Origin of the sequence: Micromonospora sp. NBC_00421, from assembly GCF_036017915.1 — a bacterium.
Taxonomy (GTDB): domain Bacteria; phylum Actinomycetota; class Actinomycetes; order Mycobacteriales; family Micromonosporaceae; genus Micromonospora.
In genome coordinates this window covers 5976354-6003199 of the sequence record NZ_CP107929.1, presented here as the reverse complement: position 1 = coordinate 6003199, position 26846 = coordinate 5976354, and the positions used below count along the sequence as shown (strand labels likewise).

Annotated in this window: 7 protein-coding genes; all 7 read left to right on the top strand. The window is 74.6% G+C overall.

Annotation, left to right across the window (positions count from 1 at the left end):
- Positions 1–16: 16 nt before the first annotated feature.
- From OHQ87_RS25620 to OHQ87_RS25590, 7 genes are read left to right on the top strand one after another with little or no spacing between them, the layout of a single operon-like run.
- Positions 17–7240 (top strand): type I polyketide synthase, encoded by a 7224-nt coding sequence (locus tag OHQ87_RS25620; RefSeq protein WP_328341930.1) that lies wholly within the window; start codon positions 17–19, stop codon positions 7238–7240.
- The gene (locus OHQ87_RS25615) at positions 7237–11751 is read left to right on the top strand and encodes a type I polyketide synthase (protein ID WP_328341928.1); all 4515 of its coding nucleotides are present in this window, start codon (positions 7237–7239) and stop codon (positions 11749–11751) included. The genes OHQ87_RS25620 and OHQ87_RS25615 overlap by 4 nt, the downstream gene beginning before the upstream one ends.
- A 54-nt stretch (positions 11752–11805) precedes the next feature.
- Complete coding sequence (locus tag OHQ87_RS25610; protein WP_328341926.1) at positions 11806–17985, top strand: type I polyketide synthase; 6180 nt, start codon at positions 11806–11808, stop codon at positions 17983–17985.
- Between the two features lies 1 nt (position 17986).
- A complete protein-coding gene (locus tag OHQ87_RS25605; RefSeq protein ID WP_328341924.1) occupies positions 17987–23926 on the top strand; it encodes an aminotransferase class III-fold pyridoxal phosphate-dependent enzyme in 5940 nt (1979 codons plus the stop codon).
- A complete protein-coding gene (locus OHQ87_RS25600; protein WP_328341922.1) occupies positions 23923–24957 on the top strand; it encodes an isopenicillin N synthase family dioxygenase in 1035 nt (344 codons plus the stop codon). The genes OHQ87_RS25605 and OHQ87_RS25600 overlap by 4 nt, the downstream gene beginning before the upstream one ends.
- Positions 24954–25961: an isopenicillin N synthase family dioxygenase gene (locus tag OHQ87_RS25595; protein ID WP_328341921.1), complete on the top strand. Its 1008-nt coding sequence runs from the start codon at positions 24954–24956 to the stop codon at positions 25959–25961. The genes OHQ87_RS25600 and OHQ87_RS25595 overlap by 4 nt, the downstream gene beginning before the upstream one ends.
- Positions 25961–26827: a 3-hydroxyacyl-CoA dehydrogenase family protein gene (locus tag OHQ87_RS25590; protein ID WP_328341920.1), complete on the top strand. Its 867-nt coding sequence runs from the start codon at positions 25961–25963 to the stop codon at positions 26825–26827. Before OHQ87_RS25595 ends, OHQ87_RS25590 begins: the two co-directional genes overlap by 1 nt.
- Positions 26828–26846 lie beyond the last annotated feature (19 nt).

The window sequence follows — 26846 nt, the reverse complement described above, 5'->3', positions numbered from 1 at the left end:
GAACGGGGGGAGAATCGTGAGCGGTGCCAGGAACCGGACGTCCGCCACCGGCAGCCTCGCGGGGCCGGACCAGGTCCTGAGCGGACCGGAGGTCACCCGTACCGGGGAGACCGTGCACGGGATGTTCGCCGCTGCCGCCGAGCGTCACCCCGGGGACGTCGCGGTCGTCGACGCCACCGGCGAGACCAGCTATGCGGCGCTGCGTCGGCTCGCCGCCGCGGTCACCGACCGGCTGCGCCGGCTCGGTGTGGGTCCGGGCGACGTCGTCGCCGTCCGGATACCACGCGGAGCCGCCCTCTTCGCCGCCGAGTTGGGCATCATGGCGACCGGCGCCGCCTATCTGCCGCTCGACCCGGCCGACCCGGCGCAACGCCATCGTCACCTGCTCACCGACGCCGACCCGGCGGCCCTGCTCGTCCCCGACGACGACGCCGGGACGGGCCCCGAGGGCCTGGCGTCCACCATGGGTGACGGGCGGCTGCACCGCCTCGACGCCTCGTGGTGGACCCCGGACGACACCTTGCGGGCACCCGACCACGACGACCCCGACGCGGCCGCCTACCTGCTCCACACCTCGGGATCGACGGGACGTCCCAAGGGCGTGGCGATGCCGCACCGGGCACTTGTCAACCTGCTCCGCTGGCACGAGAGCGCCCGACCGGGGGTGCACGGGTCGCGGACCCTCCAGGTGTGCGCCGTCAGCTTCGACTTCTCCTTCCACGAGATCTACTCCGCGCTCTGCCTCGGTGGCACGCTCGTCGTCGCCGACGACGGCCACCGCCGGGATCCGTACGCCCTGGCCACCTTCGTCGCGGCGCAGCGGGTGGAGCGGGTGTTCCTCCCCGTACCGGCGCTGACGCAGTTCGCCGAGGCCGCCGTGCAGCTGCCCGAGCCGCCGGCGCTGCGGCACATCGTCACCACGGGCGAGCAGTTGCGGCTCACCGAACCGATGCGCGTCCTCGCCGGACGCACCGGGGTGCGGCTGCACAACCACTACGGCGCCACCGAGTTCCAGGACGCGACGGTGGCCACGCTGCCCGACGACGTGACGCGGTGGCCGCTGATCGCCCCGATCGGCTGGCCCATCGACAACGTCGAGGTCGCGCTCCTCGACGGGCAGCACCGGCCGGTCCCCGCCGGCGAGCCCGGTGAGCTGTACGTCGGCGGGGCCGGCGTCGCCCCCGGGTACCGCGACCAGCCCGCGCTCACCGCCGAGCGGTTCACCACTCCCCCCGGGCTCTCCGGACGGTGGTACCGCACCGGTGACCTGGCCCGCCGCACCGACGCGGGGTTGGTGCACCAGGGCCGGGTCGACGCCCAGCTCAAGGTCAACGGGGTCCGGATCGAGCCGGCCGAGATCGAGGCCGCCGCCTGCGCCCACCCCGCTGTCCACCAGGCCGCCGCAGCGCTGCACGAGATCGACGGGCGGTCGCGGCTGGTCGTACACGTCGTGCTCCGCGAGGACGCGGTCGCCGGGGACGTCCTGCGCGAGGTGCCCGGGATCGTCGCCGGACGACTGCCGGTGGCGGTGCAGCCGTACGGCTTCGCGGTGGTCGACGAGCTGCCGCTCACCGCGAGCGGCAAGACGGCCCGGGACCGCCTGCGACCGCCGGACCGGCTGGTCCGCGCGGCACCGACGGCCACCGCCCTGCCGCGCAGCGAGCTGGAACGCCGGATCGCCGCGATCTGGCGGGAGGAGTTGGGGCTGGACGACGTCGGGGTCCGGGACAGCTTCTTCGACCTCGGCGGGGTGTCCGCCCAGCTGATCACCGTACGGCGGCGGCTCACCACCGAGTTGGGGCTCCGCGTCGGCGCGACCGACCTGGTCGAGTACCCGACCATCCGGGCGCTGGCCCGGCGGCTCGGCGGGGACGACCCGACAGTCACCGACGCCGGACCGGTCGCCGTGCGGCGGGCCGGCGGCGCCGACGACGACCGGGTGGCCGTCGTCGGCATGGCCGGCCGCTTCCCGGCCGCTCCCGACCTGGCGACGTTCTGGCGCAACCTGTGCGACGGCGTCGACGCGATCGTGGAGTGCTCCGACGAGGACGTCCGGTCCCAGGATCCGGCGCTGTCGACCGATCCGGACTTCGTCCGGATGGCGGGCCCGATCGCCGACCCCGAGTGTTTCGACGCGGCGTACTTCGGCATCAACGCCAAGGAAGCCGCGCTGATGGACCCGCAGCACCGGATCTTCCTGGAGTGCGCGGTCGACGCGTTCGAGGACGCCGGTGAGGTGCCGGCCGGCTCGCGTACCGGGGTGTACGCCTCCAGCAGCATCAGCACCTACCTGGTGAACAACCTGGTGCCGCACTTCGGCTACGCCGCCGACCGGCCGCTCACCGAGGCCGACACCCAGCAGTTCATGGTGAAGCTGGGCAACGACCGGAACTACCTGCCGACCCGGGTCTCCTACCGGCTCGACCTCGGCGGGCCGAGCATCAACGTGCAGTCGGCCTGTTCCAGCTCGCTGGTCGCGGTGCACCTGGCCCGACGTGCCCTGCTGGCCGGCGAGTGCGACCTCGCCCTGGCCGGTGGCGTGTCGGTGGTGGTGCCGCAGGCCGCCGGCTACCTCTACGAGGACGGTCTGATCCGCTCGCGGGACGGCCGGAGCCGGGTCTTCGACGCCGACGCGTCCGGCACGATCTTCAGCAACGGCTGCGGCGTCGTGCTGCTCAAACGGCTCTCGGCGGCGATCGCCGACGGCAACCGCATCTACGCCGTGGTGGCCGGTTCCGCGGTCAACAACGACGGCGTGGACAAGCTCGGTTTCACCGCGCCGAGCGCCGCCCGGCAGGCCGAGGTGGTGGCCGCCGCCCTGACCGACGCCGGGGTCCGCGCGTCCGAGCTCGGTTACCTCGAAGCGCACGGCACCGGCACGCCGCTCGGCGATCCGATCGAGGTGGCCGGGCTCGACCAGGCCCTGCGGGCGGTGGGCGGGGCGGCGCCGGGCAGCGTCGCGGTCGGCTCGGTCAAGAGCAACATCGGGCACCTCGACGAGGCCGCCGGCATCGCCGGGCTGATCAAGGCCGCGCTCGCCGTGCACCACGGGGTGATCCCGGCGAGCCTGCACTTCCGTACGCCCAACCCGGAGATCGACTTCGGGGCCAGCGCGCTGCGGGTGCCGACCGGCACCGAACGGTGGCCGGCGGGGCGGCACCGGGTGGCGGCGGTCAGCTCGCACGGCATGGGTGGCACCAACAGCCACCTCGTCCTCACCCAGGCGCCGGAGCGCGCCCCGGAGTCCGACCCGACAGTCACGCCGAACGGTTCGGTGCTGCTGCCGATCAGCGCCCGTGCCCCGGAGGCGGCGCACGAGTTGGTCGCCCGGTACCAGGCGCTACTCACCCAGGACGGGGCCGACCTCGCCGGCATCGCCCGGTCGGCGGCGCTCGGGCGGACCCATCACCCCTACCGGGTCGCCGTGCTCGCCACCGACGCCCGGGAGGCGGCGGAGCTGCTGGGGCGGGCGACCGTGCACGCGCCGCGCGCCGAGGGGGCGCTCGCCTTCGTCTTCGCCGGCCAGGGTTCCCAGTGGGTCGGCATGGGCGCGGACCTCCACGCCGGCTACCCGGTGTTCCGGTCGGCCTTCGACGAGTGCGCCGAGGAGGTCCGCCGGGCCACCGGCACCGACCTGCGCGAACTCGTCTTCGACGGGGTCGGCGGCGAGCTGGACCGGACGGCCTGGGCCCAGCCCGCCCTGTTCGCGGTGCAGTACGCCCTCGCCCGGCTCTGGCAGTCCTGGGGCGTACAGCCGGACGTCGTGACCGGGCACAGCGTGGGTGAGTTCGTGGCGGCCTGCCTCGCCGACGTGCTGTCCCTGCCGGACGCGCTGCGCCTGGTGCTGGCCCGGGGTCGCCTGATGGACGCGTTGCCCGACGGTGGGGCGATGTTGTCGCTGCTCGCTCCACCCGACGCCGCCGCCGGCCTGCTCGCCGAGCTGGGCGTCGAGGTGAGCGTGGCGGCGGTCAACGACCATGACTCGGTGGTGCTCTCCGGTGCCGCCGAGCTGATCGAACGGGTCGGCGTCGAGGCGGACCGTCGCGGCTGGCGGTCGCACCGGCTGCGCGTCTCGCACGCCTTCCACTCCGCGCTGATGGACCCGATGCTCGACGAGTTCCGCGCGGTCGCCGCGCAGGTGGACCACCGGCCGCCCCGCATTCCGGTGCTCGCCGGCCGCACCGGGGCGGCCGTGTCGGCCTTCGACGCCGAGCACTGGGTGCGGCACGCCCGGGACACCGTCCACTTCGCCCGCTGCGTGGACAGCGCCGTCGCCGACCACGCGGTCACCACGATCGTCGAGGTGTCACCGAAGCCGACCCTGGTCCGGTTCGCCGCCCGCGAGGGTGTGCTGGTGGTGCCGACCCTGCGCGAGGACGCCGGACGCGCACAGCTGCTGGACTCGCTGCGCCGGCTCTACCTGGACGGTCGGCAGGTGACGTGGTCCGGCGTGCACAGGCGGCGCGGCGAACCGGTCGCGTTGCCCGGCTACCCGTGGCAGCGCACCCGGCACTGGATCGAGCCCGCCCGTCGGACGACGCGGACCGGGCCGGGCCGCTCCGGCGGGGTCTTCCTCGGGGAGCGGGTGGACCAGCCGGGTAGCAGCGAGATCCGGTTCGTCTCCCAGGTCGACCCGGGCCACCCCCGGTGGTTGACGCAGCACCGCATCTTCCGGCGCGTGGTGATGCCCGGGGTCGCGTACCAGGACCTCGCCTTCGCCGCCGCCGGGGAGATCGGGCTGCTCCGGCCCGCCCTCGACGACTTCCTCATCCACCAGGCGATGCGCTTCGCCGACGACACCGAGACCCGCGACCTGCACGTGGTGCTGAAGCCGGTGGCGGACGGCCACGCGGTCGAGATCCACTCCCGGTCGGAGGTCGAGACGGGCCCGTGGACCCTGCACGCCACCGGCACCCTCACGGCCGGCTCGACGTCGCCGGTCGCCGACCTGGAGGCGCTGCGCCGGCGGTTCGTCACACCGGTCTCCCCCGAGGAGATCTACCGTGGCGAACGCGGTCGGCTCATCGACCTCGGCGAGTGGTTCCAGGTCACCACGGAGCTGTGGCGGGACGGTCCGGGCTGCCTGTCCCGCATCGCACTGCCGGCCCGGGTGACCTCGGCGGCCCACCTGCACGCGGTGCATCCCATCCTGCTGGAGGCGTGCCTGCTCGCGCTCACGGTGACCTATCCGCGACCGTTCGCCGAGCGCACGTACATCCCGGTCGGCGCCCAGCGGGTCACCCTGCACCGGGCCGGGACGTCGGGGAGCGCCTGGTGTCACGCCGAGCTGCGGCCTACCGACGACCCGGATCCGCGCTCGCTGGTCGGGGACATCACCCTCTACGACGACGACGGACGGGTCCTTGTCGTCATGGCGGGTGTGCTGCTGCGCCAGGCGACCGCCGAGGCGATGGCGGGGGACGCGGACGCCGCCCGCTGGCGACGTCGGCTGTACCGGCCGGTGTGGGTGGAGCAGGCACTGCCGCCTGGCACCACCCGGACGGCCCTGCCGGCGGGTGCACGGGTCGGCTCGTGGATCGCCGTCGGCACCGAGCTGGCGCACTCCGTCGCGGAGGCGGCCGAGCGTCAGGGGGTGCGCTGCCGGGTCGTCGCCGACGCCACCGACCTGGCCGGGGCCGTGTCCCGGGAGCAGCCGGACGCCGTACTGCTCGCCTGGCCTGCGGAGCGTCCCGACCCGGGCCCCGACGCCGGCCCGGCCCGGGACCTGACGCTGTCGCTGCTGGACTGCTTCCGGAGCCTGCTGGAGCTGCCGTCCCCGCCGTCGGTGACGGTCCTCACCCGGCAGGCCTGGGGCGGTGCACCGCGCCCCGCCCAGACCGCGCTCTGGGGGCTCACCCGGGTCCTCGGTCAGGAGCGTCCCGACAGCCTGCCGACCCTGGTCGACCTGCCCGCGCACGGCGAGGATCCGGACGCGATCGTCGCGGAGACGGCGGCCCGGGTCGCCGACGAGGTGACGCTGCACGACGGGCGACGCCGGGTGCTGCGGCTGCGGCCGGACACCGACCGGCCGGACGACCTGACGATCGACCCCGGCGGCACCCACCTCGTCACCGGCGGCCTGGGTGGTCTGGGAATCGAGGTCGCCACGACGCTGGTCGCCGCAGGCGTACGCCACCTCGCCCTCGTCGGTCGGAGCGAGCCGGGCGAGCAGGCGCGGGAGCGGATCGCCACGCTCACCGCCGCAGGCGTCGAGGTGCGTACCTTCACCGCCGACGTCAGCGACGACGGGCAGGTCGCCGCGCTGGTGGCCGGGGTCGGGCAGGAGATGCCCCCGCTGACCGGGGTGCACCACCTCGCCGGCGTGCTCGCCGACGGGCTGCTGGAGACGCAGACCCCCGAACGCTTCGACCAGGCATGGGCCGCCAAGGCGGGTGGCGCGTTCGCCCTCCACCGGGCCACCACCCACCTACCCCTGACCCACTTCGTCCTGTTCTCGTCGTCGTCCGGGCTGCTCGGCACCGCCGGGCAGGGCAACTACGCGGCGGCCAACACGTACCTCGACGGTCTCGCCGCGGCCCGGCGTGCCGCCGGGCTCCCCGGGGTGTCGATCCAGTGGGGGTCGTGGGCGCAGACTGGCATGACCGCCCGGGCCGGGATCGAGGAACGCCTCGACCGGCTCGGTGAGGGCGTGCTGCCGCTGGGCGAGGCCACCGGGGCGCTGCGGGCCATCCTGGCCACGCCGCCGGACGACGGCGTGGTGGCCGTCCTGGCGCACACCTGGCCGCGCTACGCCGCGCACCACGCCACACCGCCGGGCCCGGTGCGTGACCTGCTGCCCGCCGACCCGGTGGCACGGCCCGACGCCGCCGGCCTGGCCGACCGGCTGCGCGAGGCGCCGCCCGACCAGCGGCGCAAACTCGCCGACGGGTACGTCCACGACATCGTCGCGGAGGTGCTCGGCGTGGCCCAGGTGGAAACCGACGCCGGGCTCTTCTCCCTCGGCCTGGACTCGCTGGCCTCGTTGGAGCTGCGTAACCGGCTGCAGAGCGCGTTCGCCGTCCGGCTCGGCCAGACGGCGGTGTTCGACCATCCGACGGTGGCCGGGCTCGCCGAGCACCTGCTCACCGTCCTCGACCTGCCGACCGGCGGCCCGTCCGACGGGCCGGTCAGCGGGCCGACCGACGGGGCGTCCAGCGGGCCGGCCGACGGGGTGCCGGTGGAAGAACAGTCGATCGACGAGGTGGCCGCGTTGCTGGCGAAGAGGCTCGAGAACCGATGAGTACCGACTACGGTCCACTGCTGCGCAAGGCACTGGCCCGCATCGACGAACTGGAGACGGCGGCGGCCCGCCGGCACGAGCCGATCGCCGTGGTGGGCATGGCCTGCCGGCTGCCGGGCGCACCGGACCCGACGGCGTACTGGGACCTGCTGGCCGGCGGGGGGTGCGCCCTGGGGCCGGTGCCGGACGGCCGCTGGCCGGTGGACGGGAGCTTCGTCGACGCGGGCGGCTTCGTCGGTGCCCTGCGGGACTTCGACGCCCGGTTCTTCGGGATCTCCGGGCGGGAGGCCGCCACCCTCGACCCGCAGCAACGGCTGCTGCTGGAGCTGGCCTGGGAGGCGTTCGAGGACGCCGGCGTCCCCGGCCGGTCGGTCCCGGAGTCGACAGGCGTCTTCGTCGGCATCAGCAACATCGACTACCGCGAGGGCATGACCCACGAGGACGACGTCGACGGGTACTTCTCCTCCGGCGCCACGCCGAGCACGGCGAGCGGGCGGCTCGCGTACGTCTTCGGCACCCGTGGGCCGGCGATGTCGGTCGACACGGCGTGTTCGTCCTCGCTGGTCTCGGTGGACCTCGCGGTCCGGCACCTGCGGGACGGCACCTGCGAGCTGGCCCTGGCCGGCGGGGTCAACCGGATGGTCACGCCGCACGAGAGCCGCAGCCTCACCACCGCAGGCATGCTGTCGCCCACCGGGCGCTGCCTGCCGTTCGACGCCGCCGCCGACGGCTACGTACGCGCCGAGGGCGGCGGTCTGGTGGTGCTCAAGCGGGCGTCGGACGTCGGCCCGCACGACCGGGTCCTCGGCCTGATCCTCGGTAGTGCCGTGAACCAGGACGGTCGGAGCAGCGGCCTCACCGTGCCGCACGGCCCCTCCCAGCAGGAGGTGATCCGCGCGGCGCTGCGCGACGCCGGGGTGGAACCCGACGCGGTGGGATACCTGGAGGCGCACGGCACCGGCACCGCCCTCGGCGACCCGATCGAGGTCAACGCGCTCGGTGTGGTCTTCGCCGGTCGCCGTGACCCGCTGCGGATCGGCTCGGTCAAGGCCGCCATCGGCCACGCCGAGTCCGCCGCCGGCATCGCGGGCCTGCTCAAGGTGCTGCTCGTGCTGCGACACGGGGTGGTGCCGCCGACCCCCCTGGTGACCGGGCCCAATCCCCGCATCGACTGGGACGACATCCCGGTCCGGGTGCCGTCCAGCAGCGAACCCTGGCCGGCCGGCGCCCGCCGGATCGCCGGCGTGAGCTCCTTCGGCTTCAGCGGCACGAACGCCCACCTGGTCGTCGCCGAACCGCCACCCCCGGCCGGACCGCCCACGCCTGCCGGCCCTCCCGCCCAGGCTGGTCCCGACCATGCGGACCAGGCCGGTCCCGACCATGCGGACCAGGCCGAATCGGACCGTGCGGACCGGGTCGCCGGTCCGGTCCCCGCCGACGGGCCGCTGCTGCTGCCCCTGTCGGCGCGGCACCCGCAGGCCCTCGCCGACCTGGCCGACGCCTACGCCCGGCAGCTCCGGGCGGGGGCGGACCCGGCGGCGCTCGCCCTGGTCGCCGCCGTCGGCCGCAGCCATCTGCCCTGGCGTCGGTGCGCCGTCGGGGCGACCGCCGAGGAGCTCGACGCCGCCCTGCGGCGGCCGGGACCGGCCGGCCCCGTCGGACAGCGCCCCCGGGTGGCGTTCCTGTTCACCGGCCAGGGTGCCCAGCGGCCGGGGATGGCCGCCGAGCTGTTCCGGACCGAGCCGGTGTTCCGGGCCGCCGTCGGGGAGTGCGCCGAGGTCCTGGATCCGCTGCTCCCGGTGCCCCTGACGGAGCTGCTGTCCGACTCCGGCGAGCTGATCGGCGAGACCCGCTTCACCCAGCCCGCGCTGGTCGCCGTCGGTTACGCGCTGTCCCGGCTCTGGCAGGACTGGGGCGTACGCCCGGAGTACGTCCTGGGGCACAGCGTCGGGGAGTACACGGCGGCCTGCGTGGCCGGGATCCTGACGCTGCCCGACGCCCTGCGCCTGGTGGCCGAGCGGGCCCGCCTCATGCAGCAGTGCCCGCCCGGGGTGATGGTCGCCGTCCGGTGCGGCGTCGAACAGGTCGAACCGCTCCTGGCCGGGGCGTCCCGGTCGGCCGTCGCCGCGGTCAACGGTGCCGGGAGCACGGTGCTGTCGGGCGAGGAGAGCGAACTACGGCCGGTCCTCGACGCGCTGGCCGCCCAGGGTGTGACGCACCGCTGGCTCACCGTGTCGCACGCGTTCCACTCGCCGCTGCTCGCCGACTTCGCCGAGCCGTTCACCGCGTTCGCCCGGGGCATCACGTACCACCCGGCCCGGATCCCCCTGGTGTCCAACCTGACCGGCACGGTCGGCACGACGATCGACGCCGACTACTGGCGCGAGCACGCCATGCGGCCCGTGCTGTTCCAGCGGGGGGTGCGGACGCTGCGCGAGGCGGGCGTGGACACGCTTGTCGAGCTGGGGCCGGAGCCGGTGCTGCTGGGCGTCGCCGGTCAGGACTGGCCGGAGGCCCGGCGACTGCCCAGCCTGCGCGGCGGCCGGGAACGGCAGACCCTGCTGGACAGCCTGGCCCGGCTCCACGACAGCGGCGCCGACCTCGACTGGACCGCGGTCACCCGGCAGCACGCCACCGGCCGGCGGTTCGTGGCCGCACCGACGTACCCGTTCCAGCGGGAACGCCACTGGGCGCTTACCGACACCACCGCCCCGGGCCGCCCGACGCGCCCGCTCGACGTGGTCCAGGTCGGCTGGGAGGAGCAGTCGCTGCCGGTCGGCCCGTCGCGCGCGTTCGACGCGCTGGTCGTCGGGCCGGACGCCGAGCGGCTGGCCCGGGCGGTGCCCCTGCCGTGCCGTACCGGCCGGCTGACGCCTGACACCCGGGTCAGCGACGTCGTCTACGCCGCCCCGGCCACCGGCGGGGATCCGGAGCGGACGACAGCCGCCTGCGCCGAGCTGCTGTCGGTCGCCCGGGACCTCGCCGCGCGGGCCACCCCGCCCCGACTGGTGCTGGTGACGCGTGGTGCGGCCGTCGACGCGCCCGACCCCGGTCACAGTGCCCTCCGGGGCCTGGTCCGCACCGTGCAGGCCGAACACCCGGCCATCGACTGCCTCGCCGTCGACGTCGTCGCGCCCGCCAGGGACGACCCGGCACCCCCCGGAGACGACCCGGCACCCCCCGCAGACGACGCGACGCCGCCCGGAGACGATGCGATGTCCACCGGGGACGACTGGGCCGGCCTGCTCGCGGCCGAGCTCACCGCCCCGGCGGGACACCGGTTCGTCCGGCTGGCCGGCGGGCGTCGGCTGACGCCCGCGCTCGCGCCGCTGCCGGTCCCCGCCGGCGAGCCCTGGCAGCCGCCACCCGGGGCCGTGCTCGTCACCGGCGGTCTCGGTGCGCTCGGCCTGCGCCTCGCGCAGGACCTGGCCGCCGCCGGCGTACGACAGCTGGTGCTGTTCGGCCGCAGCGCGCCGTCGGAGGCCGCACGGGTGGTCGTCGACCGGCTCCGGGAGGACGGGGTGGACGTCCGGCTCGTCCGGGGCGACGTCACGGTGGAGCAGGACGTCCGGCGGGCCCTCGACGAGGCCACCCCGCTCGCCGGGATCGTGCACGCCGCCGGGGTGCTGGACGACGGGCCGCTGGAGGAGCAGACCCCGGAGCGGTTCGCCGCGGTGCTGCGGGTCAAGGTGCACGGTGGACACCTGCTGGACCGGCTGAGCCGGCCGTTGGAACCCCGGTTCTTCGTCGCCTACTCGTCGCTCGCCGCAGTGGTGCCGACGCGCGGGTCGGGCGGGTACGGGGCCGCGAACGCGTACCTCGACGGGCTGTCGGCCGGTCGGCGCGCGGCGGGCCTGCCCGCGCTGTCGGTGGCGTGGGGCCCCTGGGCCGGGTCGGGGATGGCGACCGGCGAGGCCGCGCTGCACGAGGCGACGGGCCTGCGGATGATCGACCCGGCCGCCGGGACCGGCACGCTGCTCGCGCTGCTGGCCGCTCCCGACGTGCCGGCCCGGGTGGTGGTGGCCCCGGCCGACTGGTCGCGGTTGCGGGACACGCTCGCCGAGACCGCCCCGCCCGGGATGTTCGACGCACTGGCCACCCCGCCGGGCGACGCCGGGGAGCCCGCCACGCGGACGGTACGGATCGAGGACACCGCGGCCCTGCGGGACCACGTGGTGGCGGTGGTACGCGACGTGCTGCGCATCGGTGGGCCGGTCGACGACCACGAGGGCTTCTTCGACCTGGGCTTCGACTCGCTCACCGTGCTGGAGCTGCGCACCCGGTTGCAGGCGGAGCTGGGTGTCCGGCTGCCCTCCACGGTGGCCTTCACCTTCCCGACGGTGGACCGGCTCGTCCAACGGCTGCGCACCGAACTCGGCCTGCCGGATGCGCCGCCACCGCACCCCGTGCCGTCCGTCCCGCCGGCGGTCACCGCGCCGGACGCGGACGACGAACTGGCCGCGCTGCTCGCCCGCGTGGATCGTGGTTACCGAGAGATCCAGGGCATGTGATGACCCGGTTCCGGGCACAGCAGGCACTGCGGACCGACGCCGGAGGGGGAGTACGTGAACGAGGCTGAGCTGCGTGAGGCGCTGCGACGGTCGGTCGCGGTCATCGACTCGCTCGAACGCCGCCTCGAACGGGCCGACCAGCCGATCGCCGTGGTGGGGATGGCGTGTCGTTTTCCCGGGGCACCGGACCTCGACGCGTACTGGCGGCTGCTCGTCGACGGGGTGGACGCCATCACCGACATCCCCGCCGACCGGTGGGACGTCGACCGCTACTACGACCCGGACCGGGCCGCGCCCGGCAAGATGTACAGCCGGCGGGGCGGATTCGTTGCCGAGGTCGACAGGTTCGACGCCGCCTTCTTCGGCATGTCGCCCCGGGAGGCCGGCCGCACCGACCCGCAGGCCAGGATGCTGCTCGAAGTCAGCTGGGAGGCGCTGGAGCACGCCGGGCAGTCACCGCAGCTGCTGCGGGGTTCCCGGACGGGGGTCTACGTCGGGTACGCCGAGAACGACTACGCGAAGCTGGTCGACCGGTTGACCGGGCGCAGCGGTGTGGTCGACCCGTACGACGCCACCGGCACGGGAGCGTGCTTCGCCTCCGGCCGGATCTCGCACGTGCTGGGCCTGCACGGCCCGAACCTGGCGGTCGACACCGGATGCTCCAGCGCGCTTGTCGCCATGCACCAGGCGATCGGGGCGCTGCGGGCCGGCGACTGTGACGTGGCGCTCGCCGGCGGGGTGCACCTGCGGCTCGCACCCGAGACCACGCTGGCCCTGGCCCGGACCGGCGCGCTGTCGCCGGACGGGCGGTGCAAGACCTTCTCCGCCGCGGCCGACGGGTTCGGGCGCAGCGAGGGCTGCGGGATGATCGTGCTCAAGCGACTGTCCGACGCCCTGGCCGACCGGGATCCGGTGCTCGCCGTCGTGCGGGGCAGCGCGGTCAACCACGACGGTCCCGCCAGCGGCCTGACCGCGCCGAACGGGGCCGCCCAGGCGGCGCTGATCGACGCGGCGCTGCGCCGGGCGGGTGTCGGCCCGCACGAGATCGGTTACGTCGAGGCCCACGGCACCGGCACGCTGCTCGGCGACCCGATCGAGGTCGACGCGCTCGGCTCGGTCTTCGGTGCCGTCGAGGGGCCGGTCTGGCTCGGCTCGGTGAAGTCGAACATCGGGCACACCGAGGGCGCGGCAGGCGCCGCCTCGGTGATCAAGACGGTGCTGGCCATCGCGCACGGGCTCGTCCCGCGAAGCCTGCACGCCGAACCGCCGAACCCGCACGTCGACTGGGCGGCGTCGCCGTTCGCCGTCCCGTCGGGCAACCAGCCCTGGCCGGCGGACCGCCGCTACGCGGGGGTCAGCTCGTTCGGGATGAGCGGCACCAACGCGCACCTCGTGCTCGGTCCACCCCCGCCCCGGGAGGCCACCACCGCACCCCGCCGTCCGGTCCGGGTGCTGCCCGTGTCGGCGCGTACGCCGGCCGCCCTCGCTGTCCTGCTCGACCGGTACGCCGACGCCCTGCGTGCCGACGTCGACGTCACGGCGCTGTGCCTCACCGCCGCCACCGGCCGGTCCCACCTGCCGGTACGGGCGGCGGTGACCGGCGAGACGGGCACCGAGCTCGTCGAGCGGTTGGTCGAGCGTCGGACCACGGCATCGGCCGCCCCGGCGCGGAAACCGACGGTCGCTTTCCTGTTCACCGGCCAGGGTGCCCAGTGGGTGGGCATGGGTGCGCAGCTCTACGCCACCTCGGCGGTGTTCCGGGCGGCGGTGGACGAGTGCGTGCCGGTGATCCGGGAGCTGACCGGCACCGACATCCGTACCGTCATGTTCGACGGTGCCGACGCGGACCTGGCCGACACCACCTGGACCCAGCCGGCCCTCTTCGTGCTCGGTCTCGGCCTGGCCCGGCTGTGGCAGTCGTGGGGGGTCGCCCCGGCGATCCTCGTCGGGCACAGCGTCGGCGAGCTCACCGCCGCCTGTGTGGCCGGCACGGTCTCCGTGCCCGACGCGCTGCGCCTGGTGGTCGCCCGGGGCCGGCTGATGGCGGGCGGGGCGGGCGCCGGGGTCATGACGGCGGTCGCCGCGGACGAGAAGACCGCCGCCGCCGCCATCGGTGATCTCGACCGGACGGCCGTGGCCGCGCTGAACAGCCCGCACGAGACGGTGCTCTCGGGGCCGGCGGACCAGGTCGAGCAGGCGGAGGCGCGGCTGCGGGCCGACGGGGTACGGGTGCGTCGGCTGGCGGTGTCGAACGCCTTCCACTCGCCACTGATGGCGTCGGCCGCCACCGCGTTCGCCGAGGTCGTCGCGGAGGTGCCGCTGCGCCGGCCACGGCTGCCGATCGTCGCCAACGTGCACGGCGTCGTCGACCCGGAGCTGCTGACCCGGCCGGCGTACTGGGCCGACCACCTGGTGAGCCCGGTGCGGTTCGCCGACGGGATCCGGCACGCCGCCGACGCGGGGGCCGACCTGCTGGTCGAGATCGGCCCGAAGCCGGTCCTGCTGGGCTTCGCCCGCGACTGCCTGGCCGATCGGGAGGGCGTGCGGTTCGTGCCGAGCATCCGCCCCGGGCAGGAGTGGTCGACCCTGGCCGCCGGCCTGGCCGAGTGCTACGAGCACGGGGTCGACGTCGACTGGCGGGCGTTCGAGGGCGACCACGACACCGTACGCGTCGCCGCGCCGACCTACCCGTTCGAGCGGGAACGGTACTGGCTGCCCGAGCCGCCGCCGGCCACCCGCGCGCAGCACGGTGTGTTCACCGATCTCGTCGAGGACACCGGGGACGGCACGCTGGTGGCCCAGGCCCGGCTCACCCCGGCGACCTCGGCCCTGGCGGAGCACCGGATCCACGGTGACGTGGTGGCACCGGCCGCCTTCCATCTGGCGGTGCTCCTCGACGCGGCCCGCGCCGAGGCCGGGGACCGGCACGTCGACCTCGTCGACCTGGTCTTCCCCGCCCCGCTCGCCGTGCCGGCGGAGGGCACCGTACGGGTCCGGGCCCGGCTGCACGGCCCGGCGGCCCGGCGGGAGTGCACGCTGGAGACGGTCACCGACGGCGGACCGGTCATCCACGCCGTCGGGCAGGTACGGCTGGGCGTCCCGCCCGACCTGGGCGAACGGCGCGATCCGGCGGTGCTCCGGTCCCGGCTCGACCGGGTCGTCGACCCGGTCGACCTGTACGGGCGACTCGCGGCGGGCGGCGTCGACCTCGGGCCGACGTTCCGGTGGCTGTCGGCGGTGCGGGTCGGTGCCGACGAGGCGTTCGCCGAGCTGTCGCCGCAACCGCACCCGCCGGCACCGCGCCCGGACAGCGTGCATCCCGGCCTCCTGGACGCCTGTTTCCAGCTCACCGAGGCGATGCGGGCCGCGACGGACACCGTGGCCCGGCTGCCCTTCGCGCTGGGCCGGCTCACCCTCGACGGCCCGGCCCTGCACCGGGCCCGGTACGTGCACGCCCGGCGGGCCGCCGACGACGCCTGGCACCTGACGATCCTCGCCCCGGACGGGGAGCCGGTCGGTCTCCTCGAAGCCTTCCAGGACCGGGTCGTCGACCGGGACGCCCTGGCCGCCCCCCGGTGGGAAAGCGGCTGGTTCGCCCGGCAGGAGTGGCAGCCGGCCGGGGCGGTCGACCCGGCCCGGCCGGAGCGACCGCTGCTGCTCGCCGAGGACACCCCGTGGGCGGCGGCGGTGGCCGGTGCACTCGGCTGCCCCCGACGTGACCTCGACGGCGATCTCGGCGAGGAGGGCGACCGCGCCGCCCACGTCGTGGTCGCGTTCGCGCCGACGGGTGACGACGCCAGGGCGACCACCCGGTTCCTGGACACCCTGCTCCGGCAGGTGCGCCGGCTGGGCGACCGGGACACCCCGCCCCGGTTGACCCTGCTGACCCGGGGCGGGCAGCCCGTCGACGCCACTGTGGTGGCACCGTCGCAGACCGCGGTCTGGGCCTTCGCGCGTACCGTCGCCGCCGAGTATCCCGACCTGGGCTGCCGGGCGGTCGACGTGGCGGACGAGGCGGACCTGGCCGAGGCCGCGGCCCGGATCGCCGCTGCGGACTCCGGTGACCGGCTGGTGATCCGCGCCGGCCAGGCCCACCGGGAGGTGTTCGCCGAGGTGGATCCGCCCGGCCCGGCCGGGCCGACGCGGCTCGTCCTCACCTCCTACGGCAGCCCGGACGCTTTGACGACGGTCCCGCTCGACCGCCGGCCGCCCGGACCGGGCGAGGTCGAGATCGAGGTGCGCGCGGCGGGGCTGAACTTCCGCGACGTGCTCGTCTCCCTCGGCATGCTCGCCGAGCACTACGCCGACGACCGGGGCATCACCCGGGCCGCCGACGTCCCGCTCGGTTTCGAGTGCGCGGGGGTCGTGGTGGCGGTGGGGGCCGGGGTCACCGACCGGGCGGTCGGTGACGACGTGGTCGTGTACACCGAGCATGCCTTCGCCACCCACGTCACCGTCCGGGCGGAGCACACGGCGGCGCTGCCCGCCGGCATGAGTCACGCGCAGGGGGCGACGCTGCCGCTGGCGTTCCTCACCGCGCAGTACGCCCTGCACCACCTGGCGCAGCTGCGCGCCGGGGAGCGGGTGCTGATCCACGCCGCGGCCGGCGGTGTCGGGCAGGCAGCCGTCGCGCTGGCCAGGGCCGCCGGCGCGGAGGTGTTCGGTACGGCGAGCGCGCCGAAGCACGACGTCCTGCGGCGGATCGGGGTCGACCACGTGCTGGATTCCCGCAGCACCGACTTCGCCGACCGCGTCCGGGAACTCACCGACGGGCGGGGCGTGGACGTGGTGCTCAACAGCCTCAACGGGGAGAGCATCGCCGCCGGCCTGCGGTCCCTGGCCGACGGCGGCCGGTTCGTCGAACTCGGCCGGGTGGGCGTCTGGACCGCCGAGCAGGCCCGGCGGGTCCGCCCCGACGTGCGGTACCACCGGTTCGACTTCGGGGACGTCGCCGAGCAGGATCCGACAGTGGTCGCCCGCCTGTTCGCCGCTCTGCTGCCCCGGTTCGACACGGGCGAGCTGTCCCCGCTGCCGCTGCGCGCCTTCCCGATGACCGGGGCCGCCGAGGCGTACCGGTACATGCAGCGCGCCCGGCACACCGGCAAGCTGGTGCTCGTGCCGCCGACGCCTGTGGAACTCGCGGGGTCGGGGGTGCTGGTGACCGGTGGCACCGGCGCGCTGGGCCGGCGGGCGGCCCGGATGCTTGCCGACGCGGGCGCACGACGGATCGTCCTGATGGGGCGCGGCACCCCGCCCGACCAGGTGCTCGACGACCTGCGCGGGCGTGGCGTCGAGGTGGAGTTCGTCCGGGGCGACGTCGCCGTGGAGGCCGACGTGCGGCGGGCCGTCGCGCGTACCGGCACGCTGGGCGGGATCGTGCACGCCGCCGGTGCCCTCGACGACGGTGTCCTGCGCGGTCAGACCGCCGAGCGGTTCGCCACCGTCCTGCACCCCAAGGTGTACGGCGGGGCCGTGCTCGACCGGGTCGCCCGGGAACACCGCCCGGCGTTCTTCGTGGTCTTCTCCTCGGTCACCGCCGTCGAGGAACGCGGCGGTCAGGGGGCGTACGGCGCGGCGAACGCGTACCTCGACGGCCTGGTCGCCCGCCGCCGGGCCGACGGCCTGCCGGGGCTCTCGATCGCCTGGGGGCCGTGGGCGGGGGACGGCATGGCCGCGAGCCTGACCGGGCTCCGCAAGATCGACCCGGACACCGGTGCCGCCGTCCTGCGCCGGCTCCTCACCGCCGGCACCGCCACGCCCGCCACGGTCGTGGTGGACCCGAACCGGAGCCCGGCCGCGCCCCGGACCGCCGAGACCCGGACCGCCGCGTCGCCGGCCGCGCCCGTCACTGTGGACCGGCCCCGCACCCCGGCGGCGATGACCGACTACCTGGCGGGCGTGGTCCGCCGGCTCACCGGGCTGCCGGCCCGGGTGCCGCTCGACGACCGGACGCTCTTCGCCGAGGTCGGGGTGGACTCGCTGGTCCTCATCGAGTTCCGTCAGCGGATCCAACGGGACCTGTCGGTGTCGGTGCCGGCGTCGACGGTCTTCGACCACCCGTCGCTGGGGGAGATGGCCGGCCACCTGCTGGCCCTGCTGGCACCCCCGCCGTCCGCAGCCCCGGCACCGGGTGCCCGCCGGCCACCCGCCCGGGACCTCGACGAGGCGGACGCGGAGGACCTGCGCCGCATCCTCGACGAGGAGCTCGGGGAACTCGACGAAGGGATGGTGTGAGTTGTCGACGGAGAGTTCCGACGATCTCGACCGGCTGCGCAAGGCGGCCCGGACGATCCGCACCCTGCGCGCGTCCGTCGCCGAACTGCAGGGCGCCGCGACCAGGCCCGTCGCCGTCGTCGGCATGGCCTGCCGCTTCCCGGGCGCCGCCGATGTCGCGCAGTTCTGGGAGCTGGTACGGCAGGGTCGCAGTGCGATCGGGGACGTGCCCGCCGGGCGGTGGGACACCCCGCCGGTGGACGCGCAGGGGCGTCCGTGGCGGGCCCGGGGCGGTTTCCTGCCCGACCTGGACGGCTTCGACCACGGGTTCTTCAACGTCTCACCCCGTGAGGCCCGGCAGATGGATCCCCAGCAGCGCCTGCTGTTGGAGGTGAGCTGGCACGCGCTGGAGTCGTCCGGCCGGAACCCGAGGACACTGGCCGGGACCCGCACCGGGGTGTTCGTCGGCATCGCCGAGTCGGAGTACGCCCGGCTGGCCGAACGGCAGGGTGCGGGCAGCACGGCGATGTACGGCGTCACCGGCAACGCGTGCAGCGTCGCGGGTGGTCGGATCTCGTACCACCTGGGGTTGCGTGGTCCGAACATCTCCCTCGACACGGCGTGCTCGTCGTCGCTGAGCGCGGTGCACCTGGCGGTGTCGAGCCTGCGCTCCGGCGAATCCGAGCTCGCGGTGGTCGGTGGCGTCAACGCGCTGCTGCTGCCGGAGACGTTCACCGCCTTCATGGACGGTGGCGCGCTGGCCCCGGACGGGGTGTGCAAGGCGTTCGACGCCGCCGCCGACGGCTACGGCCGGGGTGAGGGCTGCGGCGTGCTTGTCCTCCGCCGGCTGGACGAGGCGCTCGCCGACGGCGAGGAGATCCTGGCGGTCATCCGGGGCAGCGCGGTGGAGCAGGACGGCCGGACCAACGGCCTGACCGCGCCCAGCGGGCTCGCCCAGCAGTCGGTGATCCGCTCGGCCCTGGCGAACGCGGGCGCGACCCCGGACGAGATCGGCTACGTCGAGACGCACGGCACCGGCACCGCCCTGGGCGACCCGGTCGAGGCGGACGCGCTCACCGCCGTCTTCGGCGACCGCTCGCGGCCGTTGCCGGTCGGCGCGCTCAAGGCCACCATCGGGCACCTGGAGGCCGCGGCGGGCATCGCCGGGCTGATCAAGACGATCCTGGTGCTGCGGCACGGGGAGATCCCGCCCGCCACCCACCTCCGCCGGCTCAACCCGCACGTCGACTGGGAGTCCACGCCGGTCACCGTGCCCACCGAGAGCACCGACCTGGCGGGCGAGCTGGCCGGGGTGAGTTCCTTCGGGTTCAGCGGCACCAACGCCCACGTCGTGGTGGGCCGGGCACCGCAGCGTGCCGTGCCGGTGGCCCCGGCCGGCGGGCACCGGGTGCTGACCCTGTCCGCCCGTACCCCGGAGGCGCTGCGGACGCTCGCGGGCGGGGTGGTGCCGGTGCTGGCCGCCGCGCAGACCCCGGAGGCCTTCGCCGACGTCTGCGCCGCCTCCGCCGCGTACGCCGGCGACCAGCACCGGCTGGCGCTCTCGGCGACCAGCGGTGCCGCCGCCGCAGAACAGCTCGGCGGGCACCTCGACGGTCGGAAGGCCCGGGTCCGACAGCGGGAGGCCAAGCGCCGCCCGGTGGTCGCGTTCCTGTTCGGCGGCCAGGGATCGCAGTACCCGGGCATGGGTCGCGGGCTCTACGCCGCCGACCCCGTCTTCCGGGACACCGTCGAAGCCTGCGACAGCTGGTTGAGCGAGCACGCCGGCTGGGAGGTCCGGCTGGTCGACCTGCTCTATGCCGACGAGCCGGACGCCCGGCTGGACGAGACCCGCTACGCGCAACCCGCCGTGTACGCCGTGGAGTGTGCGCTGGCCCGGGTCTGGCAGGCCCGGGGTGTCGAGCCGTCGGTCGTGCTCGGCCACTCCACTGGTGAGTTCGCCGCTGCGCAGGTGGCCGGGGTGTTCGGGCTCACCGAGGGCCTGTCCCTGGTGGCACACCGGGCCCAGCTCATCGACACCGCCACGGGTGGCCGGGGACGCACCGCTGCCGTCTTCGCCCCCGCCGCCGAGGTGGAGGCGGCACTGGCCGGGATCGACGAGGTCACCGTGGCCGCCTGGAACGGCCCACGGGAGACGCTCGTCGCCGGCCCCCGCGACGGTGTCGCCGCCGCCCTGGTCGCCTGCGGTGAGCGGGGCCTGCAACACCGTACGGTGACGGTGCCGCACGCACCCCACTCCCCGATGGTCGACGCGGTCACCGACGAGTTCCGGGCCTTCGCCGCCCGGCTGACGTACGCGCCCCCCACCGTGCCGCTCATCTCGAACGTGACGGGTGCCGTGGTGGACCGGATCGACGCCGACTACTGGTGCCGGCAGCTCCGCGAGCCGGTGAGGTTCACCGACAGCGTGCGGTCGCTCGTCGGACACGGCTGCGACGTGGCCCTCGACGTGAGCGCGGCACCGGTGCTGACGTTGCTCGGGCGGCAGAACTGGACCGGCACGCCCATCGTCTGGGCCTCGTCGCTGGTGCAGAACGTCGACGACGGCAAGCAGTTGGCCGCCGCCGCCGTGGAGTTGTACACGATCGGCGTCGACCTCGACCGGCACGGCCTGCACGGGCCAGGGAGGACCCCGGTGAGCATGCCCGGATATCCGTTCCAGCACAGCCGGCACTGGGTGGAGCCGGCACCGGCCCGCCCACCGGCGGACGCCGCACCCGTACCGCACCGGGTGTCGGCAGCAGCGGCGCTGCCGACACCGGCGGTGGTGCCCGGGTCGGCGGAATCCGGGCCGGCGGTGGTGTCCGGGCCGGTGGACGATCCGGGCCGGTTCGTCGTCGAGCAGCTCGCCGACTACCTCGAGACCGAGGCGGACCTGTTGTCGCCGACCGCCTCGTTCCTGGAGCTGGGAGCCGACTCGCTGGTGATGGCCCGGCTCGTTCAGGACGTCAACGACCGCTACGGCGTGCGGCTCAACGTGGGCCAGCTCTTCGAGGGGCTGGACAGCGTCACCGCCCTCGCCGACGACCTCCGGGCGCACGGTCGTCCGCCCGCACCGCAGCGGCCCACGGAGCCGGCCGTGCCGGTCGGGCAGGTGGAACCGGCCGGGCCGGTGGGAGAGCTGGAACCGGTGCGGCCGACGGCGCAGCCGGGTGCCGACGGCGGGCTGCGGGAGCTGGTCCAGGCGCAGATCGCGCTGATGAACCGGCAGCTCGACCTGCTCGGCGGCGCCCCGGTGCCCGCCGCGCCCGCCCCCCGGACGCCGGGGACGGTCGACCGGACGGCGGCACGCTCCGGGCCGCCCCCGTCGCCGGTCGCCGCCGGGGTGCCGACAGTGGCGAAGGCCGCCCGGTCCGAGCTGACCGACGAGCAACGCCACCACCTCGACGAACTGCTCGACGCGTTCACCGCCCGGACCGCCGGGTCGCTCGAACGGGCGCGCACGCACCGGGCGTACCGGGTGGACACCCGGATGCGGACGGTACGCCCGGAGACCCGGCGGGCCTGTTATCCGATCGTCGCGGACAGCGCCGCCGGATCGCACCTCACCGACATCGACGGCAACGACTACGTCGACCTCGCGATGGGCTTCGGGGTGCTGCTCTGCGGGCACGATCCCGAGTTCGTCGCCGAGGCCGTCGCCGAGCAGGCCGCCCGGGGGATCTCGGTCGGTCCGGTGGTCGACGGCACCGACCAGGTGGCCCGGCTGTTCTGCGAGCTCACCGGCAAGGAACGGGCCTTCTTCACGGTCAGCGGCACCGACGCGGTCCGGGGCGCGTTGCGGGTGGCCGCCGCGGCGACCGGCCGGTCCCGGTTCGTGATGTTCGCCGGCTCGTACCACGGTCAGGACGACCGGGTGCTGGCCCTGCCCGACGTGCACGGCGACCCGCTCGTCTCGGTGCCGATGGCGCCCGGCATCTCGCCGTCGGCCGCCGCCGACGCGCTGATCCTGCCCTACGACAGCGAACGGTCGCTGAGCATCATCGAGGAGCACGCCCACGAGCTGGGCGGCGTGCTCGTCGAGGCCGTGCAGAGCCGGAACCCGGGCGTACGGCCCGAGGCGTTCCTGCGCCGGCTGCGTGAGATCACCGCACGGACCGGCGTTCCACTGATCTTCGACGAGGTGATCACCGGGTTCCGGGTCAGGCTCGGCGGCGCGCAGGAGTGGTTCGGCGTCGAGGCCGACCTCGCCGCGTACGGCAAGTGCATCGGCGGTGGTCACCCGGTGGGGGTGGTCGCCGGTGCGGCCCGCTACCTGGACGCCGTGGACGGCGGTGCCTGGCAGGACGGCCCCGGCCAGGCGGTGCCGGAGACCACCTACATCGGCAGCACCTTCGAGAACCACCCGGCCACGGTGGCGGGGACGCTGGCGATGCTCAGGCACCTCCGCGAGCAGGGTGGCGCCCTCCAGGACCGGTTGAACGCCGAGACCGAATACCTGGCCACCACGTTGAACACGATGTTCCGCCGGGAGGGTGCGCCGATCCGGGTGCTGCACTACGGGTCACTGTTCCGGTTCACCTGGAAGGGCAACGCCAGCTACGCCTACCAGCCGCTGGCGATGGAGGTGTTCCACTTCCACCTGCTGCTGCGGGGGATCTACCTCTGGGAGGGCCGGACCTGCTTCCTGTCGACCGCGCACACCCGGGCGGACGTGGAGCGGGTCGTCACCGCCGCCACCGAGGCCGTGCTGGCCATGCGGGGCGGTGGGTTCGTCACCGACGAGGTTCCACCGAGGGTCGCCCCGGCGCAGGCGGCGCTGCTGGCCCGGTCCGCCGCCATGCCCCAGGCCCCCGACTGGACGGTGGCCGAGGACGTGGAGCTGTCCGGTCCGGTCGACGTCGGGGCGCTGCGGCGGGCGGTCGACTCCGTCGTGGACCGGCACGAGGCACTGCGCGTGGTGTTCCGCGACGGTCGGCCGCTGCGCGGTACGCCGCCGCAGCTGGAGGTCGTCGACCTCGACGGGACGGCGCAGTCCTACGCCCAGTGGTGGCAGGACCTGCTCACCGCGCCGTTCGACCTCGCCACCGGGCCGCTGACCCGGTTCCTCCTGGTCCAGGGCGGCGGGGAGCGGCACCTGGTGCTGTACGCCCACCACCTGGTCTCCGACGGCATCTCGATGACCGTGCTGCTCGACGAGTTGGCGGCGGCGTACGGCGGCACCGGCCCGACCGGGCCGGCCGTGCAGTACACCGACCACCTCGCCCAGCTCGCGCTGCGGGACGTGGCGGGTGGGCGGGCGTACTGGCAGGCGGCCCTCGCCGGGGTTTCCCCGTACTCCGCGCCGGTCGGGCAGGACGACGCGGGCGGCCGGCACTTCGCGATCGTCGACGCCGAGCTGACCGCAGCGGTGCACAAGGCCGCGCGGGAGTTCGGCAGCACGCCGTTCCAGGTCCTGCTCACCGCGTACGCCCTCGTGGTGCACCACCAGTTCGGTACCGACGACGTCGTGATCGGGGTGCCGGTGGCGGGGCGCGACTATCCGCGTGGTGTCTCCGTCGTCGGCTACTGCGCCGAGATGTTGCCGATCCGCAGCCGGCTCGACCGCGACGGCACGCTCCAGGACCACCACCGTGCCCTGCGGCAGTCGGTGCTCGACGGCCTCGCGCACCAGCTGCCGCTCGCCGACCTCGCCGACCTGCTGGGCGGCGACGGGGTCTTCCCGCTGCGTACCGTCTTCAACCTCGACCACACGGTGGCGGCACCGCAGTTCCAGGGCCTGTCCGCGCGGTTCCGCCCGGTACCGGCCCGCGCGGCCCTGGTCGACCTCCGGTTCGACCTCATCGAGTCGGGTGACCACATGCAGTTGACTGTCGACTACCGCACGGACGTGTACGACGCCGCGCAGGTGGCCGACTGGACGGATCGTCTCGTCGCGACGGTGCGGGCCGTCGTCGCCGGTCCGCACACTTCGCTACGACAGATCGAGGAGGTGACATCATGAGGATTCCGACCGTGCACATCGGTGCGCTGGCCGCCCACGACCCTGATGCCGTCACGGCGGTACGGCAGGCGACGAGGCAGATCGGCCTCTTCTACCTCGACCTGCGACCCGGGATCGGCGCGGAGACCTTCGAGGACCTGTTCGGCGAGACGCGCCGGTTCTTCCACGCCCCGGACGAGGTCAAGTCGGCGATCAGCGTCCGGCACTCGCCGCACTACCGGGGCTTCGTCGCGCCGCGTGAGGAGTCGACCAACGGCATCGCGGACCTGAAGGAGTCCTGGGAGTTCGGACGGGAGGCGACCCCGCCGGCCGACGTCGAGCCGCAGGACTGGTTCGTCATGTACGGCGGGAACCAGTGGCCCGACCCGGCCCGGCTGCCCGGGTTCCGGCCTGCCGTGGACCGCTACACGGAGTGGGTGTCGCAGGTCGGCCGGACCGTCGTCGAGGCGCTCGCCCGGTCGATGGGGCAGCACGACGTCCTCGGCAGGCCCGACTCGGCCTTCGGCGAGGACCTGCACTGGTTCTCCCGGCTGATCTACTACCGGGACACCGACGAGTACCGGGGGGAGGACGTCCGGCTCGGTGAGCACACCGACAGCGGCATGCTCACGGTGAGCATCCAGGACTCCGACGGCCTCGAGGTGCGTACCCAGGACGGCGAGTGGCTGCTGGTGTCGCCGCCGCCGGGCGCGTGTGTCGTCTTCACCGGCGAGCTGATGGGGTTGTGGAGCGGCGGTTACTACCCGGCCTGCCGGCACCGGGTGCACACCGACAACCTGCGCGGCGACCGGGTGTCGGTGATCTCCTTCTTCATCCCGGAGCTCGGCAGCGTGTTGCGTCCCATCGACCCGGCGGAGGCGGTCGCGGCGGAGGGCACCGACGTGGCGGTCGCGGTCGCGGCGGACAACCCGTGGCTGCGTCCCGGTGAGAAGGGCGACGCCGTCGAGCCGTTCGTGGTCGGCGAGCGCGAGTGGGCCCGGGTGCACGAGATCTTCCCCCGCAGCGCCGACCAGCAGGAGGTGGCGAAGTGAGCAGGCAGCAGACGTTCCACGAGGTCCCGGTCATCGACGTGGGTGCCCTGGTCGTCCCGGATCCGGACCCGCAGGCACTCGACGAGACGGTACGCCGCATCGGCGACGCCTGCCGTGACGTCGGGTTCCTGTACGTGCGCAACCATGGTCTCCCCGATGGTCTCTCCGAGCGGATGATGGCGCAGACGCGGGCCTTCTTCGACCTGCCGATCGAGGAGAAGATGAAGCTCCGGCTCGGTCAGACGAGCCAGTTCCGCGGTTACATCCCGATGCTCGCCGAGGTGACCGCCACCAAGCGGGACTACCACGAGTGCCTCGACCTCCAGCCGCTGTCCGGCCGGGACGCCGAGACCATCGCGGCAACGAAGAGCGCCCGCGCCGGCCGGCATCCGCTGGACGACCCGGACCAGTGGCCGACGGCCCTGCCCGAGTTCCGGCCGGTGATGATGGAGGCGTGGACGTCGCTCACCCGGCTCGGCGAGCAGCTCGCCACCGGGATGGCGCTCAGCCTGGGCCTCGATGCCGGGTTCTTCCAGAAGTACGCCGGCGACGAGCTGTGCGACCTGCGCCTGTCGCACTACCCGCCGTTCCAGCCGGACCGCAGCCTCGACGACGTCGAGTTCGGTATGGGCGCCCACGTCGACTACGGGTTCCTCGCGATCGTCCAGCAGGACGGCGTGGACGGACTGGAGGTCCGCAACCCGGACGGCGAGTGGGTCAACGCGCCGCACATCCCCGGCACGCTCCTGGTCAACATCGGCCTGATGATGCAGCGCTGGACGAACGACCGCTACACCGCCACCTGGCACCGGGTACGGTTCCCGGGCGGGCGGCACCGCTACTCGATGCCGTTCTTCTTCGAGCCCGCCTTCGACGCGGTGATCGCCCCGGTGCCGGAGTGCTGCGGCGAGGACGACCCGCCGCACTACGAGCCGGTGCAGTTCGGCACCTGGGTCGTGGAGCAGTTCTCCACCGCGTACGACAACAAGGAAGACCAGGCGTGATGGGCGAGTCAGCAGCGGTGCGGCGGCGCATCGGCGTGGTGGGGGCGGGCGCGATCGGCACCAGTGTCGGGGTCGACTTCCTGCTGCACGGCTTCGAGATCGTCTTCGTGGACCGCGACGAGCAGACCCTGGCCGCGGCGGCGACGAAGGTGGCCGAGGGGGTCCGTTTCGCGCCGGTACTGCGGCCGGGCCTCGGCCGGTTGTCCCGTGCCGAACTGGCCGAGCGGGTCCGGTACACGGTCGACCTCGGCGAGCTCGCCGGCTGTGAGTTCGTGGTGGAGAACGTCACCGAGGACTGGGCGGTCAAGCGGGACCTGTACGCCCGGCTCGACGCGGTGCTGCCACCGCAGGTCGGCATCGGGGTGAACACGTCGAGCATCTCGATCCAGCGGCTGGCGGCCGAGACGACCCGGCCGGAGTGGATCATCGGCATCCACTTCATGAACCCCGCCTACGCCACCGAGGCGGTCGAGGTGATGCGGGGCGGGAACACCTCGGACGCCTGCCTGGCGTACGTCGGGGAGCTGGTGCGGTCCCTCGGCAAGCAGGCGATCGTGGTGGGCGACTTCCCGGGCTTCGTCAGCAACCGCGTCTCGCACGTCTTCTTCAACGAGGCGGCCCGTCTCGTGCAGGAGGAGGGGGTCGAGCCGACAGTCGTGGACCAGGTGTTCAAGCGCTGCTTCGGGCACACCATGGGCCCGCTGGAGACGGCGGACCTGATCGGCCTGGACACCGTCGTACTCACCCTGCGGCACCTGCGGGAGAGCACCCGGCAGGACCGGTACGAGCCCTGCCTGCTGCTGGAGCAGAAGGTCGCCGACGGCGAGCTGGGCCGCAAGGCGGGCCAGGGGTTCTACCGCTACTGAGCGTCGCTGCCGGCCGGGC

Excerpts from the sequence above, each read along its gene's own strand:
- OHQ87_RS25600 (WP_328341922.1), top strand. The coding sequence starts at position 23,923 with ATGAGGATTCCGACCGTGCACATCGGTGCGCTGGCCGCCCACGACCCT.
- OHQ87_RS25590 (WP_328341920.1), top strand. The coding sequence starts at position 25,961 with ATGGGCGAGTCAGCAGCGGTGCGGCGGCGCATCGGCGTGGTGGGGGCG.
- OHQ87_RS25615 (WP_328341928.1), top strand. The coding sequence starts at position 7,237 with ATGAGTACCGACTACGGTCCACTGCTGCGCAAGGCACTGGCCCGCATC.